The sequence below is a fragment of the Vitreoscilla massiliensis genome, assembly GCF_001457815.1.
In the GTDB taxonomy this organism is placed as follows: Bacteria; Pseudomonadota; Gammaproteobacteria; order Burkholderiales; family Neisseriaceae; genus Vitreoscilla; species Vitreoscilla massiliensis.
Map to the genome: position 1 here is coordinate 434,126 of NZ_LN898219.1, position 17,240 is coordinate 451,365.

The 17,240-nt window shown below is 54.5% G+C and carries 21 protein-coding genes; 4 read left to right on the forward strand and 17 right to left on the reverse strand.

What is annotated here, in order from left to right; genetic code table 11:
• The first annotated feature begins 5 nt into the window (after nucleotides 1-5).
• Both BN3003_RS07730 and folE2 read left to right on the forward strand, forming a co-directional pair.
• Complete coding sequence (locus tag BN3003_RS07730) at nucleotides 6-245, forward strand: hypothetical protein (protein WP_147645384.1); 240 nt, start codon at nucleotides 6-8, stop codon at nucleotides 243-245.
• A gap of 245 nt (nucleotides 246-490) precedes the next feature.
• Nucleotides 491-1,267 carry a GTP cyclohydrolase FolE2 gene (gene folE2, locus BN3003_RS07735; RefSeq protein ID WP_058356057.1) on the forward strand — a complete coding sequence of 259 codons (777 nt, stop codon included), beginning with the start codon at nucleotides 491-493 and terminating at the stop codon, nucleotides 1,265-1,267.
• A 56-nt stretch (nucleotides 1,268-1,323) separates the two neighbouring features.
• On the opposite strand, the gene BN3003_RS18820 is transcribed toward folE2, so the two are convergent.
• On the reverse strand, nucleotides 1,324-1,476 hold the full coding sequence (locus BN3003_RS18820) for a hypothetical protein (RefSeq protein WP_159061419.1): 153 nt from the start codon (nucleotides 1,474-1,476) through the stop codon (nucleotides 1,324-1,326).
• Between the two features lie 27 nt (nucleotides 1,477-1,503).
• Between BN3003_RS18820 and BN3003_RS07740 the strand changes: the two genes are divergently transcribed.
• Nucleotides 1,504-1,893 carry a hypothetical protein gene (locus BN3003_RS07740; RefSeq protein WP_058356058.1) on the forward strand — a complete coding sequence of 130 codons (390 nt, stop codon included), beginning with the start codon at nucleotides 1,504-1,506 and terminating at the stop codon, nucleotides 1,891-1,893.
• Between the two features lie 162 nt (nucleotides 1,894-2,055).
• Entirely contained in the window at nucleotides 2,056-3,105 is a 1,050-nt protein-coding gene (locus BN3003_RS07745) for a PLP-dependent cysteine synthase family protein (protein WP_058356059.1), read from the forward strand.
• Between the two features lie 83 nt (nucleotides 3,106-3,188).
• Here BN3003_RS07745 and BN3003_RS07750 read toward each other — a convergent pair whose 3' ends face one another.
• The 16 genes from BN3003_RS07750 to BN3003_RS07825 are packed head-to-tail and all read right to left on the reverse strand — an operon-like array spanning nucleotide 3,189 to nucleotide 17,226.
• The gene (locus BN3003_RS07750; protein ID WP_058356060.1) at nucleotides 3,189-3,794 is read right to left on the reverse strand and encodes a 4'-phosphopantetheinyl transferase family protein; all 606 of its coding nucleotides are present in this window, start codon (nucleotides 3,792-3,794) and stop codon (nucleotides 3,189-3,191) included.
• A 13-nt stretch (nucleotides 3,795-3,807) separates the two neighbouring features.
• On the reverse strand, nucleotides 3,808-4,239 hold the full coding sequence (locus BN3003_RS07755; protein ID WP_058356061.1) for a hypothetical protein: 432 nt from the start codon (nucleotides 4,237-4,239) through the stop codon (nucleotides 3,808-3,810).
• Between the two features lie 16 nt (nucleotides 4,240-4,255).
• Nucleotides 4,256-5,488 carry a beta-ketoacyl-ACP synthase gene (locus tag BN3003_RS07760; RefSeq protein WP_058356062.1) on the reverse strand — a complete coding sequence of 411 codons (1,233 nt, stop codon included), beginning with the start codon at nucleotides 5,486-5,488 and terminating at the stop codon, nucleotides 4,256-4,258.
• A complete protein-coding gene (fabG, locus tag BN3003_RS07765) occupies nucleotides 5,488-6,216 on the reverse strand; it encodes a 3-oxoacyl-ACP reductase FabG (protein ID WP_058356063.1) in 729 nt (242 codons plus the stop codon). The genes BN3003_RS07760 and fabG overlap by 1 nt, the downstream gene beginning before the upstream one ends.
• The gene (locus BN3003_RS07770; protein WP_058356064.1) at nucleotides 6,213-6,653 is read right to left on the reverse strand and encodes a hotdog family protein; all 441 of its coding nucleotides are present in this window, start codon (nucleotides 6,651-6,653) and stop codon (nucleotides 6,213-6,215) included. Before BN3003_RS07770 ends, fabG begins: the two co-directional genes overlap by 4 nt.
• Nucleotides 6,646-7,839: a beta-ketoacyl-ACP synthase gene (locus tag BN3003_RS07775; protein WP_058356065.1), complete on the reverse strand. Its 1,194-nt coding sequence runs from the start codon at nucleotides 7,837-7,839 to the stop codon at nucleotides 6,646-6,648. The genes BN3003_RS07770 and BN3003_RS07775 overlap by 8 nt, the downstream gene beginning before the upstream one ends.
• Nucleotides 7,836-8,426, reverse strand: coding sequence for a DUF3261 domain-containing protein (locus BN3003_RS07780; protein ID WP_058356066.1), 591 nt, complete (start codon nucleotides 8,424-8,426; stop codon nucleotides 7,836-7,838). Before BN3003_RS07780 ends, BN3003_RS07775 begins: the two co-directional genes overlap by 4 nt.
• Nucleotides 8,423-9,712, reverse strand: a complete 1,290-nt coding sequence (locus BN3003_RS07785) for an NAD(P)/FAD-dependent oxidoreductase (RefSeq protein ID WP_058356067.1) — start codon at nucleotides 9,710-9,712, stop codon at nucleotides 8,423-8,425. The genes BN3003_RS07780 and BN3003_RS07785 overlap by 4 nt, the downstream gene beginning before the upstream one ends.
• Nucleotides 9,705-12,032: an MMPL family transporter gene (locus tag BN3003_RS07790; protein WP_058356068.1), complete on the reverse strand. Its 2,328-nt coding sequence runs from the start codon at nucleotides 12,030-12,032 to the stop codon at nucleotides 9,705-9,707. Before BN3003_RS07790 ends, BN3003_RS07785 begins: the two co-directional genes overlap by 8 nt.
• Entirely contained in the window at nucleotides 12,007-12,624 is a 618-nt protein-coding gene (locus BN3003_RS07795; RefSeq protein ID WP_058356069.1) for an outer membrane lipoprotein carrier protein LolA, read from the reverse strand. The genes BN3003_RS07790 and BN3003_RS07795 overlap by 26 nt, the downstream gene beginning before the upstream one ends.
• Nucleotides 12,625-12,626: 2 nt before the next feature.
• Nucleotides 12,627-13,082 (reverse strand): acyl-CoA thioesterase, encoded by a 456-nt coding sequence (locus tag BN3003_RS07800; RefSeq protein ID WP_058356070.1) that lies wholly within the window; start codon nucleotides 13,080-13,082, stop codon nucleotides 12,627-12,629.
• Nucleotides 13,075-14,013, reverse strand: coding sequence for an LpxL/LpxP family acyltransferase (locus tag BN3003_RS07805; protein WP_058356071.1), 939 nt, complete (start codon nucleotides 14,011-14,013; stop codon nucleotides 13,075-13,077). The genes BN3003_RS07800 and BN3003_RS07805 overlap by 8 nt, the downstream gene beginning before the upstream one ends.
• A gap of 1 nt (nucleotide 14,014) precedes the next feature.
• A complete protein-coding gene (locus BN3003_RS07810) occupies nucleotides 14,015-14,770 on the reverse strand; it encodes a glycosyltransferase family 2 protein (protein WP_058356072.1) in 756 nt (251 codons plus the stop codon).
• Nucleotides 14,757-16,415 (reverse strand): ApeI family dehydratase, encoded by a 1,659-nt coding sequence (locus BN3003_RS07815; RefSeq protein WP_058356073.1) that lies wholly within the window; start codon nucleotides 16,413-16,415, stop codon nucleotides 14,757-14,759. The genes BN3003_RS07810 and BN3003_RS07815 overlap by 14 nt, the downstream gene beginning before the upstream one ends.
• On the reverse strand, nucleotides 16,412-16,969 hold the full coding sequence (locus BN3003_RS07820) for a COG4648 family protein (protein ID WP_108721515.1): 558 nt from the start codon (nucleotides 16,967-16,969) through the stop codon (nucleotides 16,412-16,414). The genes BN3003_RS07815 and BN3003_RS07820 overlap by 4 nt, the downstream gene beginning before the upstream one ends.
• A 14-nt stretch (nucleotides 16,970-16,983) precedes the next feature.
• Nucleotides 16,984-17,226, reverse strand: coding sequence for an acyl carrier protein (locus BN3003_RS07825; protein WP_058356075.1), 243 nt, complete (start codon nucleotides 17,224-17,226; stop codon nucleotides 16,984-16,986).
• Nucleotides 17,227-17,240: the final 14 nt, after the last annotated feature.

The following is a 17,240-nucleotide window of genomic DNA, read 5'->3' on the forward strand; positions in this document are numbered from 1 at the left end:
GGGGCATGAAGCCTTGGGTATTTGAAAAAGCCAAACACACGGTGCGCTTTACCTGCAAAGCCTTGGAAGACCCAGAATTATCCGCGCCAACCATCTTGCATTTGCACTGTGTTTTGCACGAAAGCCTGAAAATTTTGGCCTATGCCAGCGGCCATTTGGAATTGTGGAACCGCGAGTTGGTTAAGAAATTTGCATTTCATCCTGAGCAGTGCGAGGAATTTCTTAGTCAATTTGGTCAGCCTTAAGTGTGGCTGGAACCTGAAATGTCGAAGACAGCGTGTTTGCTGTCTTTTTTATGGCCGACAATTTAGCTGACTTGTGATACAACTATCAGCTGATAAAGCCGAGCAATTTGCTCAACTATTTTTGCTGTTGTTATACTTACGCCTTGCTGGTTTGAACGCGTGCGCATGGCGAGGCTTGAAATTGGCAAAGCAGAGCAAATATTAGGTGGATACAGCGCCACACAACATCAAAAGGTTCATCATTCATGAATGTTATTCCAGACGTGCAAAGCAGCGTCGACGTTCGCAATTTACCGATACAACAAGTCGGGATTAAAAATCTGCGCTTCCCCTTACAATGGGCAAGCAGCAATGGCCCACAAGCGACGGTGGCACACCTGACCATGACGGTATACCTGCCTGCCGAACAAAAAGGCACGCACATGTCGCGCTTTGTGCAATTGATGGAAGATGAAGCAGCCACCGTATTGGATGCGCAAGGCTTGCAACGCCTCACTTGGGAAATGCTCAAGCGTTTGGATTCGGCGGCGGGCAAATTGGACATTTCCTTCCCATATTTCCGCACCAAAACCGCACCGGTGTCTGGCATCAAAAGCCTGCTTGATTACGATGTGCGCGTGGTCGGTACGGTAGAGGCGGGTGTTTACCATGCTGAATTACAGGTGTTGATCCCTGTGACCAGCTTGTGCCCGTGCTCAAAAGAAATTTCGCAATACGGCGCCCACAATCAGCGCTCACACGTCACCATCAATTTGCGCCACAGCGGCGACATGCAAATTGATGAATTGATTGATTTGGTTGAAGAACAGGCATCATGCCAGTTATACGGCTTGCTCAAACGTCCAGACGAGAAATACGTCACCGAACGCGCGTATGAAAACCCGAAATTCGTCGAAGACATGGTGCGCGATGTTGCCGCCCGTTTGCGTGACGATGCCCGCGTCAGCCAATTCACGGTGGAAAGCGAAAATTTCGAGTCCATCCACAACCATTCGGCGTATGCATTGATACAATACCCATAACACTGCCATACACTTTAAGCGGCCTGTAAACCATAGCATCGGTTTACAGGCCGCTTTTATGTGTGTTGAGTGATGTATTGGATATTGAATGTACCAGTCGCCATGGCTGCAATGACTTGCTGACATTTACCGACATGGTGGCTGTTTTGTCGACTGGCATCAGCGCGGCCATTATCGGGATAAGCAAGCTGTGCTAGAGTGGGGCGCATCAACAATATGCGTATAGGGAGATGAAGATGCGTCGCAATTGGGTGTGGGTAGTGTTGGCGGCCAGTGCCATGCCGCTGCAAGCGCAAGTGGTGGCTGAGGAAACGTTTTTTGAACAAGGTTTGCGCGCGTGTTTGGAAAACAGCTATGCCGCCAAAATGGTGGCAGCGGCGCGGCAACAAGGGGTGAGCCGCGCGCAATTGCAACCTATTTTGCAAGCGATGGCCGCCAGCAAAAACGGCGATGAGGCCGAGGTGTTTGCTGAGGCAGTGCGCCTGAGTGTGGATGAGGTCTATGCCTATCCCATCGCCGCTACCACTGCTGAAAAACAAACTTTTGTGACCGATGCCCAAGCCAATTTTTACCAAAGCTGCGTGACCTCGTTCAGCCACAAATTGGCGCAAATGGAAGCCGAATAAACATCTGAAAATCATATGCGGCCTGTAAAGGGTTTACAGGCCGCTTAATGCCGCTAAAGCAAGCCACACATTAACAACCCTTCATATCACGGCATAAGGCAGATGCAAGCACCATACGCACATATTGGTTCGTGATGGGCAAGACCCAACAGAGGAAAAATAATGAGCAACACTTGGGAACAACAGGCGATACAGACGTTGCGCAGCGACATGCACCGCACTTCCGACACGCATTTGTACCGCTTGGATTTGCCGTGTTTTCAACATGTGGATGTGTATTTGAAAGACGAATCCACCCATCCCACTGGCAGCTTGAAACACCGTTTGGCGCGGTCGCTGTTTTTGCATGCGTTGTGCAGCGGTCGCATCCATGAGGGCATGCCCATCATTGAAGCCTCGTCTGGCAGCACGGCGGTGTCGGAGGCGTATTTTGCGCGTTTGTTACAATTGCCGTTTTACGCGGTGATTACCGCCAGCACCAGTCCGAGCAAAATCCAATTGATTGAGTCTTTGGGCGGCCATTGCCATTTTGTTGAACGGGCGAGCGAGGTGTATGCGGCGGCACAAGCCTTGGCCGATGACATGCGCGGCCATTATATGGACCAATTCACTTATGCCGAGCAAGCGACCGACTGGCGCGGCAATAACAACATTGCCCAAAGCATTTTTGAACAAATGCAGTTAGAGCGCCATCCGATACCGAAAGCCTTGGTGATGAGCCCCGGCACCGGTGGCACTTCGGCGACCTTGGGGCGCTACATCCGCTATTATGGTTTGGACACGCACATGGTGGTGGTCGACCCTGAATATTCGGTGTTTTACGATGGCTACACCCAAGGCAATCCGCACATCATTGGCGAGCGTGGCAGCCGCATCGAAGGCATAGGTCGGCCGCGCATGGAGGCATCGTTTTTAAGCGGCGTCATCGACCGCATGATTAAAGTACCGGATGCGGCGTCGGTGGCGGCGATGTTGTGGCTGAGCGAGCGCTTGGGGCGCAAAGTGGGCGCGTCAACTGGCACCAATATGTGGGGCGTGTTACAACTGGCGCATGAGATGTATGTGGCTGGGCAAACCGGCTCCATCGTGACCTTGATTTGCGATGGCGGCGAGCGCTACCAAGACACGTATTACCATCCCGCGTGGGTAGCAGAACACATAGGCGACATTGCACCGGCGCAAGCGCAGATACGGCAATGGACAGGCATGTGATGAGATAGACATGGAACGAAACAAGCGGCCTGTAAACCGATTAGGGGTTTACAGGCCGCTTGTTTATATGGATTCACGGCGGCTTATGTTGGTAAGTCTAGGTAATGCCATTCCATCGCACGCGGTGGCTGTTGCCATGCCAAGGCCCACACACAATCATCACGGACATGGCTTTGGTAGGTGTAAGTGTGCGGTGGCAAGAGCAGATGACCGTGTGTTTCTTTGCCATCAAAACCAGTGTCCAATGCGCACATGTCTTGTTGTATACCTGTGCCGGCAGCTTTAAGCAGCGCTTCTTTGATTGTCCACACTTGCAACCAATAGCGCAGCGGCTCGGCCGCGTGTTGATAATGTTGCCATTCTTGCGGGCTTAAGCTCGCCTCTATCACCGCAGCACGGATGGTGCGTGGATAAGACTCGATGTCTATGCCCAAGGCGTTGTCGGTGTGGCCACACACCAAGGCCAGATGGTGTTTGCTGTGGCTGAGGTTGAATTGCCAATCCGGGTAATCGCGCAAATAAGGCTTACCGTGGGCATTGTGGTGCAGATGCAAAGCGTGGCCATCGGGAAGATGCAAGCAATGGCGCAACCAAGTGTGCGCATAGGCATGCAGCGCTTCACGCGGCGCATGGGCAGGAAAACGGCGGCTGATGTCGCTGTGCGCCGCTATGTGCACAAACAATCGCATGTTGGTTGTGCTTTTATTTGACCAAATCACCTTTTAAGGCCACGCCAGCCATGGCGGTGCCTACGCTGCATTGGTAGTTGCTGGTGCTGCTGTAAGTGTCTTTTTTGTAATAGCTGACGATGTTGCGCACCGACGTCGCGCCGGCATTTTTGGCCGCGGTTTGCAATTGGATTAAGGCTGAGCGCAGCACATGGTCGCAAGCCACTTCGTCTTTTTTGGCAAACGCATTGGTTTTTTTATTGGTCACCACATCGGCCTGTAAAACTGTGCCTGTGCTGCCAGTGCCGGCCAAATAAAACGTCACCGAGCCATCTAAAAAACCATCATCGACGGCACGCTGTACCGCCTCTTGAAATGGATAAAACACCGGACGGTCGGCGGCCTGTGCCGGTGTGCTCAAATACAGGCCGCACAGACTGGTCAAAATCAGCTTGGATGGTTTCATGTCGTTTTCCCTTATTTTATGGTGTGTGGACTTGGCGGAAAATCAATGAGGTATTGATGCCGCCAAAGGCGAAATTATTGCTCATGATGCAATCGGCTGCGAATTGCTGTGCGCTGTTTTTGATGTAATTGAGTGGTGCGCACGCAGGGTCGACCTCGTCCAAATTCAAATTGGCGATGAAGGTTTGCTTTTGCATCATGGTGATGGCGAGCATGGCCTCGATGGCGCCGCACGCGCCCAAAGTATGGCCAAAATAGCCTTTGAGCGAGCTGATGGGGATGTCGCCGCCCAAAACTTCCAGCGTGGCTTGTGATTCGGCGATGTCGCCTTGCTCGGTGGCGGTGCCGTGGGCATTGATGTAGTCGATGGCATCGGCCTGTAAGCCGGCATCGGCCAAAGACAGACGCATGCATTCGGCCATGGTGGCTTGGTTGGGTTGGGTGACGTGCATGCCGTCGGTATTGCTGCCATAGCCTATGAGTTCGGCGTAAATGGTGGCACCGCGCGCGATGGCGTGTTCGTATTCTTCTAAGACCAAACAGCCTGCGCCTTCGCCTATGACCAAGCCATCGCGGCCTTTGTCATATGGGCGCGGCGTGTGTTGCGGTGCATCGTGGCGGCAACTGGTGGCAAACAGCACATCGAATACCGCCGCTTGGGTGGCGCTCAATTCTTCGGCGCCGCCGGCAATCATCACCGTTTGCTTGCCGAATTTAATCGCTTCGTAAGCCTGTCCTATGGCCATAGAGCCGGAAGTGCAGGCGCAAGAAGTGGGCAGGGTGCGTCCCTTTAAACCGAAATACACACTGATGTTGACCGCGGTGGTGTGGCCCATCATGCGGATGTAGGAGGTGGCATTGATTTTTTTAACATCGTCTTCCAACACCATGGCACCGAATTCGGCGATGGCCTCGACATTGCCTGAAGAAGAACCAAACGCCACGCCGGTTTGGCCATTGCTGAGGATGTCGTCGCCGAGCAAACCTGCATCGGCCACGGCGCGTTCGGCAGCAATGGTGGCCATTAAGGCGACCCGACCCATGCCACGCTTCACTTTGCGGGTGAAGTGTGCTGGTTCGGTAAAGTGCGGCACCGGGCCGCCCAAACGCGTGCGCAAATCGGCATAGCGCTCCCATTCGTGCATATAGCGTATGCCGGAGACGCCGGCGAGCAAATTGGCAAAGATGGCTTCGGTGTCTTCACCCAAAGCGGTAATGCCGGACATGCCTGTTACCACGACCCGTTTCATCACAGCATCCCCCCATTAATTGATATCACCTGACGGGTGATGTAAGCGGCATTATCGCTGAGTAAGAATTGCACCAAAGCGGCCACCTCATCGGCTTGCCCCAAGCGTTGCAGCGGTATCATCGGCAGTGCATGGGCGATGACTTCGTCTGTCACCATGTCGGTGGCAATCAAACCCGGGGCCACGCAATTGACGGTGATGCGGCGTTTGGCCAATTCTAAGGCCAAGGCCTTACTGGCTGCGATGATGCCGCCTTTGGCGGCGCTGTAATTGGTTTGGCCGCGGTTGCCAGCCAAGCCAGACACCGATGCCATGGTGACGATGCGCCCACCTTGTTTCAAACGCACCATCGGCATGCTCAACGGTTGCAACACATTGTAAAAACCATTGAGCGAGGTATCGATGACGCTGCGCCAATCGTGGCTGCTCAGTGCTGGAAATGCGCCATCGCAGCTGATGCCGGCATTGAGGACCACGCCGTAAAACGCAGGATGGGTCTGCAAATGCTGTTCCAAAGCGGCGCGGCTGGCGGCCTCATCGCCCACGTCAAAACACAGGTAATGCACCGGATGGCGGCTGATGGCGGTCACTTCGGCCACGGTGTCGAGTAAAGCCGCTGAGGCCGTGCGGCCGTGTAAGGTCAGCTGCCAATCGTCTTGTGCCAAACGCAAGGCGATGGCCTTGCCCAAACCACGGCTGGAGCCGCTGATGAAGAGGTGGCGAGTCAAATGTGTTCCTTTATCAAACTGTGTGGGTCGCTCGGTTGGTAGACATTGAGTTTTGCCTCCACCCGACCGACTTCGCTGTCTATGCAGCAATCGTATTGTCCCAATCTGTTGGCATCGACAAAGCTTTCTTCTACCCGTATGCGCAGGCGGCTGCCCACGGGGAAATGGCTCATTGGTGCGTGAAAGCGGCGTGTGCCCAATAAAAAACCAATTTGCGGCGGATGGCCGCTGAATTTGCCGCGCATGCCAGCAAGCACGCTCACGGTTTGCGCCATCAATTCTATGCCCACCCAGCAAGGCAAGCCTTCAGCCTCAACAAACAACATCTCCGGCTGGACGATGACCTCGCTAACGGCATAATCGTCGCCGTATTCCAGCAATTGGTCTAGCAATAACATCGGTGCGCGGTGCACCATCAGGCTTTCTAAATCACGCATGCTTACTTTCAAAAATCAAACTGGCATTGCTGCCGGCAAACGCAAACGAATTGCTCATGATGCGCTTGATGCGGCCTGTAAACTCACTGTCTGGCCGCACAAAGCGCAAATCGGCAAACGCGCTGTCGGTAGCAGCAAAGCCTTGTTGCCACGGCAACCATGTGGCGGCGTCTTCCAATATCGCACATGCTATGGCCGCTTCGATGGCTCCGGCTGCACCCAAACAATGGCCAGTGTGGTGTTTGGTTGAACTCAGCCACGGCCGATGTGTGCCAAACACTTGGCGCACGGCCAAGGCTTCCATGGCATCGTTTTGCGGCGTAGCCGTGCCGTGTAAATTGACATAATCTATGTCAGCGGCCTGTAAACCACTGTTGCTCAGTGCGCGCTGCATTGCTTGCGCCGCGCCCGTGCCTTGCGGATGTGGGGCTGAAATGTGCCAAGCATCGGCCGATTCGCCGCCGCCACACAGGTTCACGTTTTCTTGCTGGCGGTGCAATAGCAACAAGGCACCGGCTTCGCCGATGTTGATGCCATCGCGGTCGGCAGCAAAAGGTCGACAACGCTCGCTGCTCAAGCTTTCCAAGCAATCAAAACCATTGAAGGTGAGGCTGCACAAAGTGTCTATGCCACCGACCAACACCACATCGCAAACATCGGCCTGTAACAAGCGCTGGCCGGCCAAAATGGCCTTGGCCGCGGATGAGCAGGCGGTAGACACGGTAAAGCAAGGGCCACGCCAGCCCAAATAGCGTTGCAAAGCCACGCTGGTGGCATTCATTTGTTGGCGGCTGTACACCAATTCGGCGGAGCTGTCTTCGCCGCGAGTATGGGCAAACAAGGCCGCCTCATTGGCGCTCAACCCCGAAGTCGAGGTGCCGATAACAATGCCCAAACGCTGCGCGGGGATGCCAGCAATGGTTTGCTGTAAATCTGCACGCATGGCCTCAACCAAAGCCAGCGCCACGGCGACATTGCGTGAAGCGACATCGCTGAGTTCATGCGGAATTTCAGGCAATGCGGCCTGTATTTGCCCCAGCCAAGTGGGGCGGCCGGCGGTGAGCCAAGTGTGGTTGAGGCTGAAGTGGTTGGCATCGCTTTGCAAGGCCGCGCGCATGGCGGCGGCGTTGTCGCCCAAATTGGACAAGGCTTGCCAAGCGGCCACACCGACTGCTTGTGCACTCATGGTGTCACCTCGCTGTTTGTATTAGCAGCATCGCCATCGTCATTGGCAATCGGCAGCAGGCGCAATTGGTAATGTGCGGCAGCATTGTCTATCAGCCATGCGCCATCGTCTTGCAAACGCGCTTGCCACAACACTTGCTTGCTGTTGCGCCATGTTTTGCTGTGATCATCGGCTTGAAATTGGTGTTCAGGCTGCTGCATGGCGGCAAATGCGGTAGCGCTGGCCTTGGCCCACGCGACATCGCGAAACACATACGGCAAAGGAATGCGGCGGGTTTCTGGCAATTGCTGCAATACCGTGAAGCTGCCTTGCCGCTCTTGCACGGCAAACAATTCTTGTCCTGTCAGCGTGGTGGCGAGCAAAGTGTGGCTGCCATCGCTTTCAGGCCGCATCATCATCAAAAAAGCAATGCTGCGCCCTTGCCAAAACCATTCGGCTTGATACCACTGCTCGGTTTGCTGAGACACAGCGGCCTGTAAACCGTCGGTCGCTGGCAACACCACATCAGTCACCGGCTTGGGTGTGCTCACGCACGCGCCAAGAGCGATGCAGCCACTCAATAGAATGATGCTCAAACGGCGGCTCATGCTTGCCCCAGTGCATCACGGGCGGCGCGGCCATCGCGGCAGATTTCTGCCAAAGTGGCCAAGCGCTTGACGCTGTTATTGTTCATCGGATTGCTTTCGTCCCAAGCATAGCCGGCCAGCAATGAGCACACCATGCGTTTGACCTCGTCTTGCGGTTCTACCGCAAACACCACGTCTTGAAAACTGCCTTCATACCACGCCTCGACATAGGCGCGGAATACCTTGATGCCACGGCGCAGCGGTTGCTCGTATTCGGTTTGCCAATCGACGCTGCCGCCTTGTAAGAAGCGGTGCAATAATGGTGCGCACAAGCTGGCGGATTTTAAGGCGATGGTCACGCCGGAAGAAAACACCGGATCTAAAAACTCGCCCGCATTGCCGAGCAAGGCAAAATGCCGGCCTGTAAGACTGTTGACATTGGCCGAATAGCCGACGATTTCGCGCACCGGTGTGTCAAATTCGGCGCGGCTTAATAATTTGGACAACGAGGGTTCTGAGGCCAAAATCGCGGGTAATAAATCGTCCAAAGCCAAGTCGCCAAACTGTGCATAAAAATCGGTTTCAGCGACCACGCCAAATGAACAACGGCCATCGGCAAATGGAATGTTCCAAAACCACGCTTGTGGGTGCTGTTGGTGCACGCTGATGAGGATTTTGTTGCGGTCGAATTCGGCTGGGTCAAAATGGTCGGCGATGTGTGTGAACACGGCGCGGCGTATGGGAAAATTGGACGGCGATTCCAAATCGAGCAATTTCGGCAACACGCGCCCAAAACCACTGGCGTCGAGCATAAAACGCGGCCGCACTTGGTAGGCAAAACCGTCTTCATCGACCACATCGGCACACGGCGTCTCGCCATCCACATCAACGGCGGTAACGGTGTGGCCATAGCGGATTTCAGCGCCATAGGCCGCGGCTTGTTTGGCCAATACATGGTCAAATGGCGCACGTTTGATTTGCCAAGTGGTGCCGGGGCCGGCGGTGAATTTGTCGGTAAAGTCAAAATGGGTGCGCTCGTTACCGCGCAAAAATGCCGCGCCATTTTTGAATTGGAAGCCAAACTCCGGCGCCGCTTGCTCGACCGCATCTAACAAACCGGCTTCTTCTAAAAACACCATCGACTGAGGCAGCAGCGATTCACCAATGGAGAAACGCGGAAAGTGTTGGCGTTCCAGCACCAACACTTGGTAGCCGTATTGGCGCAGCAAGCTGGCCGCTGCCGCCCCCGATGGGCCTGCGCCTATGATCAACACATCGGGAGTGAGTACCGTTGTCGCTTTATTCATGAGGTTCGTCTTTCGCATCGGCAGTTGCGGCCGGTAAGGTCAAAATATTGGCGTAGAAATACGAGAACACCACGCCCAATAACACAGTTAAACCAAACACACGTATGGCTTGGGTATGGCTTAAGGCCAGCAGCCCAAAGCCCAAAATCGATGCCAACATGCACAAAAACAGCGCGTACGACACCACCGGCGTGCGTTTGGCGGTGTGGCGGTAAAAAATAGCGTAATCCACGCCTATGCCCAATACCAAGAATGCCGCCATGATGCTGAAGATGTTCACTTCCACACCGAAAGCGGCCTGTAAGGCAAACGTGCTCAATAAGGCCAAACTCACGGGGGCGATGAGGCCAAACACCGAGCGCCAGCCATACACACACGCCAATAACAGCGCCAATGCAGCCAAACCCCATAGTAAGCGCCCGGTGCTCTCCAAGCGATAGGTTTGGAATAATTGGCTTAAATCTTGTGCTGGCTGTACCCAAAAGGTATGGGGCATGCTGTGCGCCAAGGCGCTCATCGCGGCGCTATCGCGGATGTTTTGTACCAAAACCAAACGGGTGTGGTCGTTGACGCGCAACAAATAAGCTGGATGTTGTTGCAAGTCTTGCGGGGAGAGCAAGGCTTGTTTGGGTAGGTTTTGCTGCCACGCCAACACCTTGTCTGTCGGTATGCCCACTTGCTCGGCATAACGCGTCAACACCTCGGTGGGGATGTTTTGCAACAGTTGTCGCTGCTGCTCTTGCACGGCAATGCTGGGCAAGGCCAAACCCAAAGCCTGTATCTGACCGATGTGGCCATCGGTTTGTAAGGCTTGCAAACGCGTGAGCAAGGCGGATTCATTGGCCGCGGTGGCGGCTTCGTCCGTGCCGCTAACCACAAAAAACTGCGTGCTGTGCTGCTGGCCAAACACCGTGCGTATCTGTTGTTCTTGTTGCTGCCAATGGGCATTGGCGGCCTGTAAACTGTGCACATCGTCATTGCTGTGCAAGCGCGGCAACAGCAGCGCCGCAAACAGCACACTGATGACGACCACCGCGATGCGCCACGAGCGGTGCGCCAAAAAATGCTCGCGGCCGCGTGCCAAGAAATGCAGGTGGTGTTGGGCGCGACGCGTGTCCAAAGCCTTTAAATACGGCAACATCAACATGCTGGTCAGCCATGCCGCGCTCAAACCTGTCATCGAAAACACCGCAATTTGGCGCAGCCCCGGAAACGGTGTTAACAGCAAACACACATACGCGGCCAAGGTGGTGAGCAAGCCGATGAACAAGTCTGGCAACATCGAGTGCATCACCTGCCAACCGCTGCGCTCGCGCTGGTGGGTTTGCATGAACAAATAGTAAAACGAGAAATCGACGCTGGCGCCAATGAGGCTGGCGCCAAACACCGTCGTCATCAAATGCACTTCGCCAAACAGCGTGTGCGTGACCAGCATCGCCATCATGCAGCCACTGCTGACGGCGGCAAACTCGGTAAACAGCGGCCTGAACGACTTAAAGCCGAACCACACCAATAAGATGATGCCCAAAGTCGATCCCACGCCTATGGTCGACACCTCGCTTCTGGCCGAATCGGTGCCGGCACTGGCATACAGCAGCGTGCCGGTCATGTGCACGGCAGTTTGGGCGCTGTCACTGGGATAGTCTTGCTGCAATTGTGCCAACCACGGTGCGGTTTGTTGTTGGTAATCGATGTTGAACGGGCTTTGCGGTAAAGGCACGCTGAGCAAGCGGTAATAACGGCCGTTTAATTCGCGGCTGGGATAGCCGTCTTGCAATTGGATGTCGCTGTCAGATGTGGCCTGTAAACCCAAGACATAGCGTGGGAACAGCAATAACGGGTCTTGCTCTAGCAGCGCATCGCTGATGGGCATGGCAGGGCTGGCCAATTGCAGCAGCGCCGCGTCGCTTAAGGCATCGTATTGCTGTTGCTTGAGCAGCGCCACATCGTCGGCGCTGAGTAAACCCGCTTTGTGGGCAAACAAGGTTTTGCCCAATGCTTGCGTGTCTATTGTGGCTTGCGGCGCTTGCCACAACGGCGAAGCAGCAAAACGCTGCGCGATGGCGGCGCTGCTGCGCTGCAATTCGGCCTCGCTTGGCGCGGACACCATCACAAACAATTGCCGATTCAGCCATTGGTTCATGTGCGCTTTGGCCGCGCTCACCTCGGCTTGCTGCTGTTGCTGCGGCAGCAAACGGAAGATGTCGCTTTGGATGTGCAATTTGCCTTGCCACCACATGCTGGCCAAGGCGATGGCAGCGAGCAGCAACACCGCTGCCCAAGCTACAGCGGCCTTATTGTGCCAATTGGAATAAGGCATTTTCACCGCTGCTTAAGGCATTGTTGCCACTGCTGTGGCCGCTGAACACGATGTGGGTAGGGCGTTGAGCAGGGTCGAACAACACAATTTTGTTCACATAGGCGCCGCCGGTAATGTCGATGCGGCTGAACAAAGGTTTCATGCTGGCCGATTTGGGCAATAAACTCGCTTGCCACGCGTTGCCGTTTTGCTGGAATTGGCTCACTTGGAAATGGGCGCGCAGCGCTGACTCATTGCCCGACATCAATTGCAGCAAGACGGTGGCGGCAGGGCCGTAAGGCGTTTGTTTTAAATTGACCACGCTTTGGGTGTGGGCGGTTTTTTGCACCATTTTGCGCGGTGTGACTATCAAATCGGCCTTAACCGGTTGGCTCATTTGCCACAACACGCCTTTGCTGCGCACAAACAACAGCGTGCCTTTGGAAAGCATGGGTTTGTTGCTGTTGGCAATGGTTTTGCTTTGTTGGAAGTGCGCGCGCACCACCGGCTTGCTGGCCAATTGTTGTAAGGCCTTGCCAAAGTCATCGGCCAAGGCGCTGTGGCTAAAGCTCAGCAGCAACACACTGAGGGCGAGGAGGAAGATGCGTTTCATGCTTAATCCTTTAATAAAGCGGCCTGAAAGGCTGGCCATGCCTGCAATTTTTGGGTCAAGGCTTCGGGGCTGACCAAACACAGCTCACGCGTGTCTATGTGTACCGCCACTTGAATGGTGTGGCCTTTGGTCATGCGCTTGCCTGAGGTGGCATCGTAAACCACATAGTGGATTTTGAGGCGGTTTTCCCATTCCACCAAGCTTGCCACCACGCGGATTTTTTGCGTGAACACGATGCCATGGATGTAGCGCACATGCGCGTCGATGACCGGCCACATATAGCCCGAGTCTTGCATTTGCGGGTAGTTATAGCCAAATTCGTCCAACAGTTTGCAGCGGGCGATTTCAAAATACTTCAGGTAATGGCCGTGCCACACGATGTGCATGGTGTCGACATCGTGAAATGGGATTTCAATTTCTATGGCCACACTCAGTGGCGGCAAGGTGATTTCAGACATGTTCGGGGGCAGCCTTGGTGTGTGGGTCTGGGTTTTGCTCATCCCAAAATGGGTAAAAATTAAACCATTGGTAAGGGGTGAGGCTGCAATGTTGTTCGACGATGGTGATGTAGTCTTGCATGATGCGGCGCAATTGTTGGCGACGCTCGCTGCGCGGAAAATCGAAACGCTCGGACAATAAATGGATGTCCACGTGTTGTTTGTCTTGGTGTGGGTAGCAAAACACCGCCATTACGGGGCATTTGAGCAAGCTGGCCAATAACCAGCCGCCTTGTGGCCAGGCGCTGTTGTGGCCGAGAAACGGCAACACATCGGTGCGTTGTGATTGTATCGGCGTGCGGTCGGCCGCCACCATCAGCCATTCGCCTGCATCCAAGCGCTCTTGCAAAAATATCGCCGTGTCTATGCCCAATTCGTCGACCGAAATCAAGCGCACCAAGGCAGTGGGGTCTATGTGTTTGAGCAAGCGGTTGAAGTGTTCGGTGTGTTTGTTGTACACCAACACATTGATGACTTGCGGGTCGCCCGCTTTGATGGCGCGCAGCAATTCCATATTGCCAAAATGCGAGGTGATGATGAGTGCGCCTTTGCCATAATGGGCACGAAAATGCTCATGCCCTTGCAACACCAATTCGTCTTCGGACACATCACCGAGCCAACCGGCCAATTTGTCGACAAACACCCACGCAAAACTGAGCAAATGCCGATACGTCGATAAAGGCTTAGCAGGTGCGGCCTGTAAATACGGCGTCACACGGTCTAAATACTGTCTGGAGGCGCGGCGCAAGCGCGGCGTGAACAGCCAATACCAAAAAATCACCACCGGGGCGACGAGGAGTTTGAGCAGGTGTCTGCCTATCAGTTTGTACAGCAATAAGGTTAAACGTAACCAAAAAGTATTGCCTTTTTCTTGGGTGTCTTGCCAAGCCATATCAGTCTTCTTTAGTTCCCAAGCGTCGTGCGAGTAAAGTGGGCAAACGCCATAACATGCCAAAAAACAATTTGGCATGCATGCGGCTGAGGCTGAAATTATCCGCCCACGGTAAAAAATGCGATACCCCGCCAACAGGGTAGGTCACTGGTGTGGGCAGGTTGATGAACCTGACCCCTTGCCAATGCAAATACACCAGTATTTCGCTGTCAAAACCCATGCGCGCTTCCATGCTGTGGCGGCGCAATTGTCGACAGGTGGCCGCCACCGGATAGACGCGAAAGCCACACATGCTGTCTTTGATGTCGGTGGACAGCGTGTTGATCCACACCCACACATGGGTGGCGTAACGGCCATAAAAACGGGTTTTCGAGACCGAGTCATCAAACACAGGCTTGCCGATGATCATGTGTTCGGGGTGTTGTTCGGCGCGGGCGATGAAGCGTGGTACGTCTTGCCAATGGTGTTGGCCATCGGCATCCACTTGCAACACATGGCTCCAGCCCAAAGACTCGGCCTGTAACAAGCCGCTGCTCACCGCCGCGCCTTTGCCTTGATTGTGTGGGTGTCTGAGGACATGCACACTGTCGCGGTGTTCGTGTTGGATGGCGTCGATTAAGCTGGCGCATTCGTGATTGCTGCCATCATCGACCAAAATCACCGCCAAATGCTGGGCGCGCAAGTGTTGCACCAAGTCGCGCAAATGGCGCGGATGGTTGTAAACCGGAACGACGGCGCCGACTTTAATGTTGCACATGCGCGGCTTCCTCGAAATACAAGCGGCCTGAAGCCAAGGGTGTATCGCCGCGCAACAGCTTGAATTGCACTTTGGCATCGCTGCGCTGTAATTGCAGCGTCACCTCATCGTATGGCCGTATCGGCTGCTGAAATTTCAATTGTTCCACGCCGGTACACACATGCTCAGGCAACAGCAGGCTGCGGATGTGGTGTTGCACCAAGTCCAATTGCGCCACCCCAGGGTAAATCGGCAAACCGGGAAAATGGCCTTGGAAACACTGCAATTCGGGTGGAAACCACAAGCGCAATTCGGCATGGTGCTCATCGGCGTGCAGCACTTGGCTTACAGGCCGCTTATGTAAGGCAAACATGTCTACGATGGCGGCACGATTGAGTTTGGATTGGCTGTTGCGCGGCAATTCCGGCACAAAACGCCAGCGCTTCGGGATGGCGATGCTTTCTAAATGCGTGCGCAAGCTGCGTTTCAAGGCTTGCACAAACACGTATTTGCCTTGTTCGCGCAATTGCTGCCACGCGGTTTCGGTTAAGGTACACACCGCTGCCAATTGCTGTTTGCCAGCGTTTTGCAGCACGCACACATGGACATCGTCGATGAGCTCGTGCGCGCGCAGCGGCAATTCAATGGCGTCCAAAGACAGGCGCTTTTCTTCCAATTTCACCATGCGGTCGAGGCGGCCCAATAATTCAAAACTGTGTTCAGGCAGTAAACGGGCGGCATCGCCAGTGGCCATCCATTCTGGCGTGTGCGCGTGTTCGGTTTGTAGCCACAATTGCTGCGTGTCATCGACGCGGATGCGCACATTGGGAAACACTTGCCATGCTTGCGGCGCATGCCGCCACGCGATGCCACCGGATTCGGACGAGCCGAAGATTTCGACGATGTCGCGTTGCAATTGCGTCGGCACGTTCGCTGGCAATGGCCCACCAGAAGAAAACACCTGCAGATACTTACAGGCCGCTTGTGGCTCTTGCCAGCGGCTTAAAAACGCTGGACTGCTGATGAGGACGGACACATCTGGCTGGTAGTGTTGATAAAGGCGTTGCAAGTCTTCGGGATACAGGCTTTGCTCGTTCACAAACGCCGCGCCTTGTTGCAGCGGCAACAGGATTTTGTAACACAGGCCAAACAGGTGTTGGTGCGACACGGTGGCGAACACGGTGGTGTGGGCTGGCCACGGGAATAAGGCGTGCAAGACATCGATTTCGCATTGCAATTGCCCAAATGTGCGCTCGATGCGCTTGGGTGTGCCAGTCGAGCCTGAGGTGTAAAACACCACCGGCGCTTGTTGCCAATCCAACTCTGGCCATGCGTCTGCGACGTGGTTTTGGATGGCGGCGCTGTGCTCAGTGCTGTCCCAATAGTGGATGTCCAATGCTGCCAAGCTGTCGACGGTTGCGGTGATGCGATTCGGTGGCAAGACCACGGTTTTGCCCGCAAGCAATAAGGCGAAGAAATCCACCGCAAATTGGTAGCTGTCGTCGCACCACAATGCCCAAGCAGTGGCGGGCATGGTGCGTAAATACTGCGCATGTTGGCTGACCGCTTGGTAAAAATCGGCATAGCTGCGACTGCCGGCCTGTAAATAGGCCAAGGTGTCGGTGGCGGCGCGAGCGCGGTGTAAGTGTTGGATGAGGGTATTCATATTTTGGCGGCACGGGCTTTGTGGAAGTGGCGCAAGACAAATTCGCCGGCGAACAAACAGCCCATTAACACATACGACACAAAGCCGTTATACCATGTCCAGGTTGATAAGCTGCCGTACAAGGCGGTGTAGGCGGACACCGTGGCATTGATGAGGAAAAAGCCGCACCACACTTGCGTGACTTTGCGCGTCCAAGCCACGCCTGACGGAGGCAAATCCGGTTCGTGGATGCGGGCGATGCGTTCTACCATCGACTGTTCGCTGCGCAGCGTCCACGCAAACACCGTGAACCAGCCAACATTCATGCACATCGGATAAAACTTCAGCCACACCTCGTCTTGGCGCAACACGCTCAATAGCCCACAGCCTATGCCCAAAACATACAAAGGCTTGAGCTGGCTGTGCTTGGACAGCAGCAGTTTCAATGCTGCTGCCAGCATCAACACCACCGCAATGGGGGTAATACCCCAATGGCTAAGACCGAACAGCATCAAAAACGGGTAGCTCATAAACACGGCGACCAGCAAGATTTTGATGGGCAATGACAGGCGCATGTGTGGGCGCAAACTCAGTTCAATTTGGCAATCGCGTCCACCACATCGCTGATGCGGCGCACGTGTTTGAATTCTTCGGCCTGGATTTGTTTGCCGGTGATTTCACGGATTTTCACCACCAAATCGACGGCATCGATGCTGTCTATGTCCAAATCTTCGTATAAGTGGGCGTCCATGGTGATTTTGTTGGCGTCGATTTCAAACAAATCCACCATCCATTGTTTTAAGGCGACAAAAATGTCTTCACGTGTTTGCATAAGTGGGCTCTTGA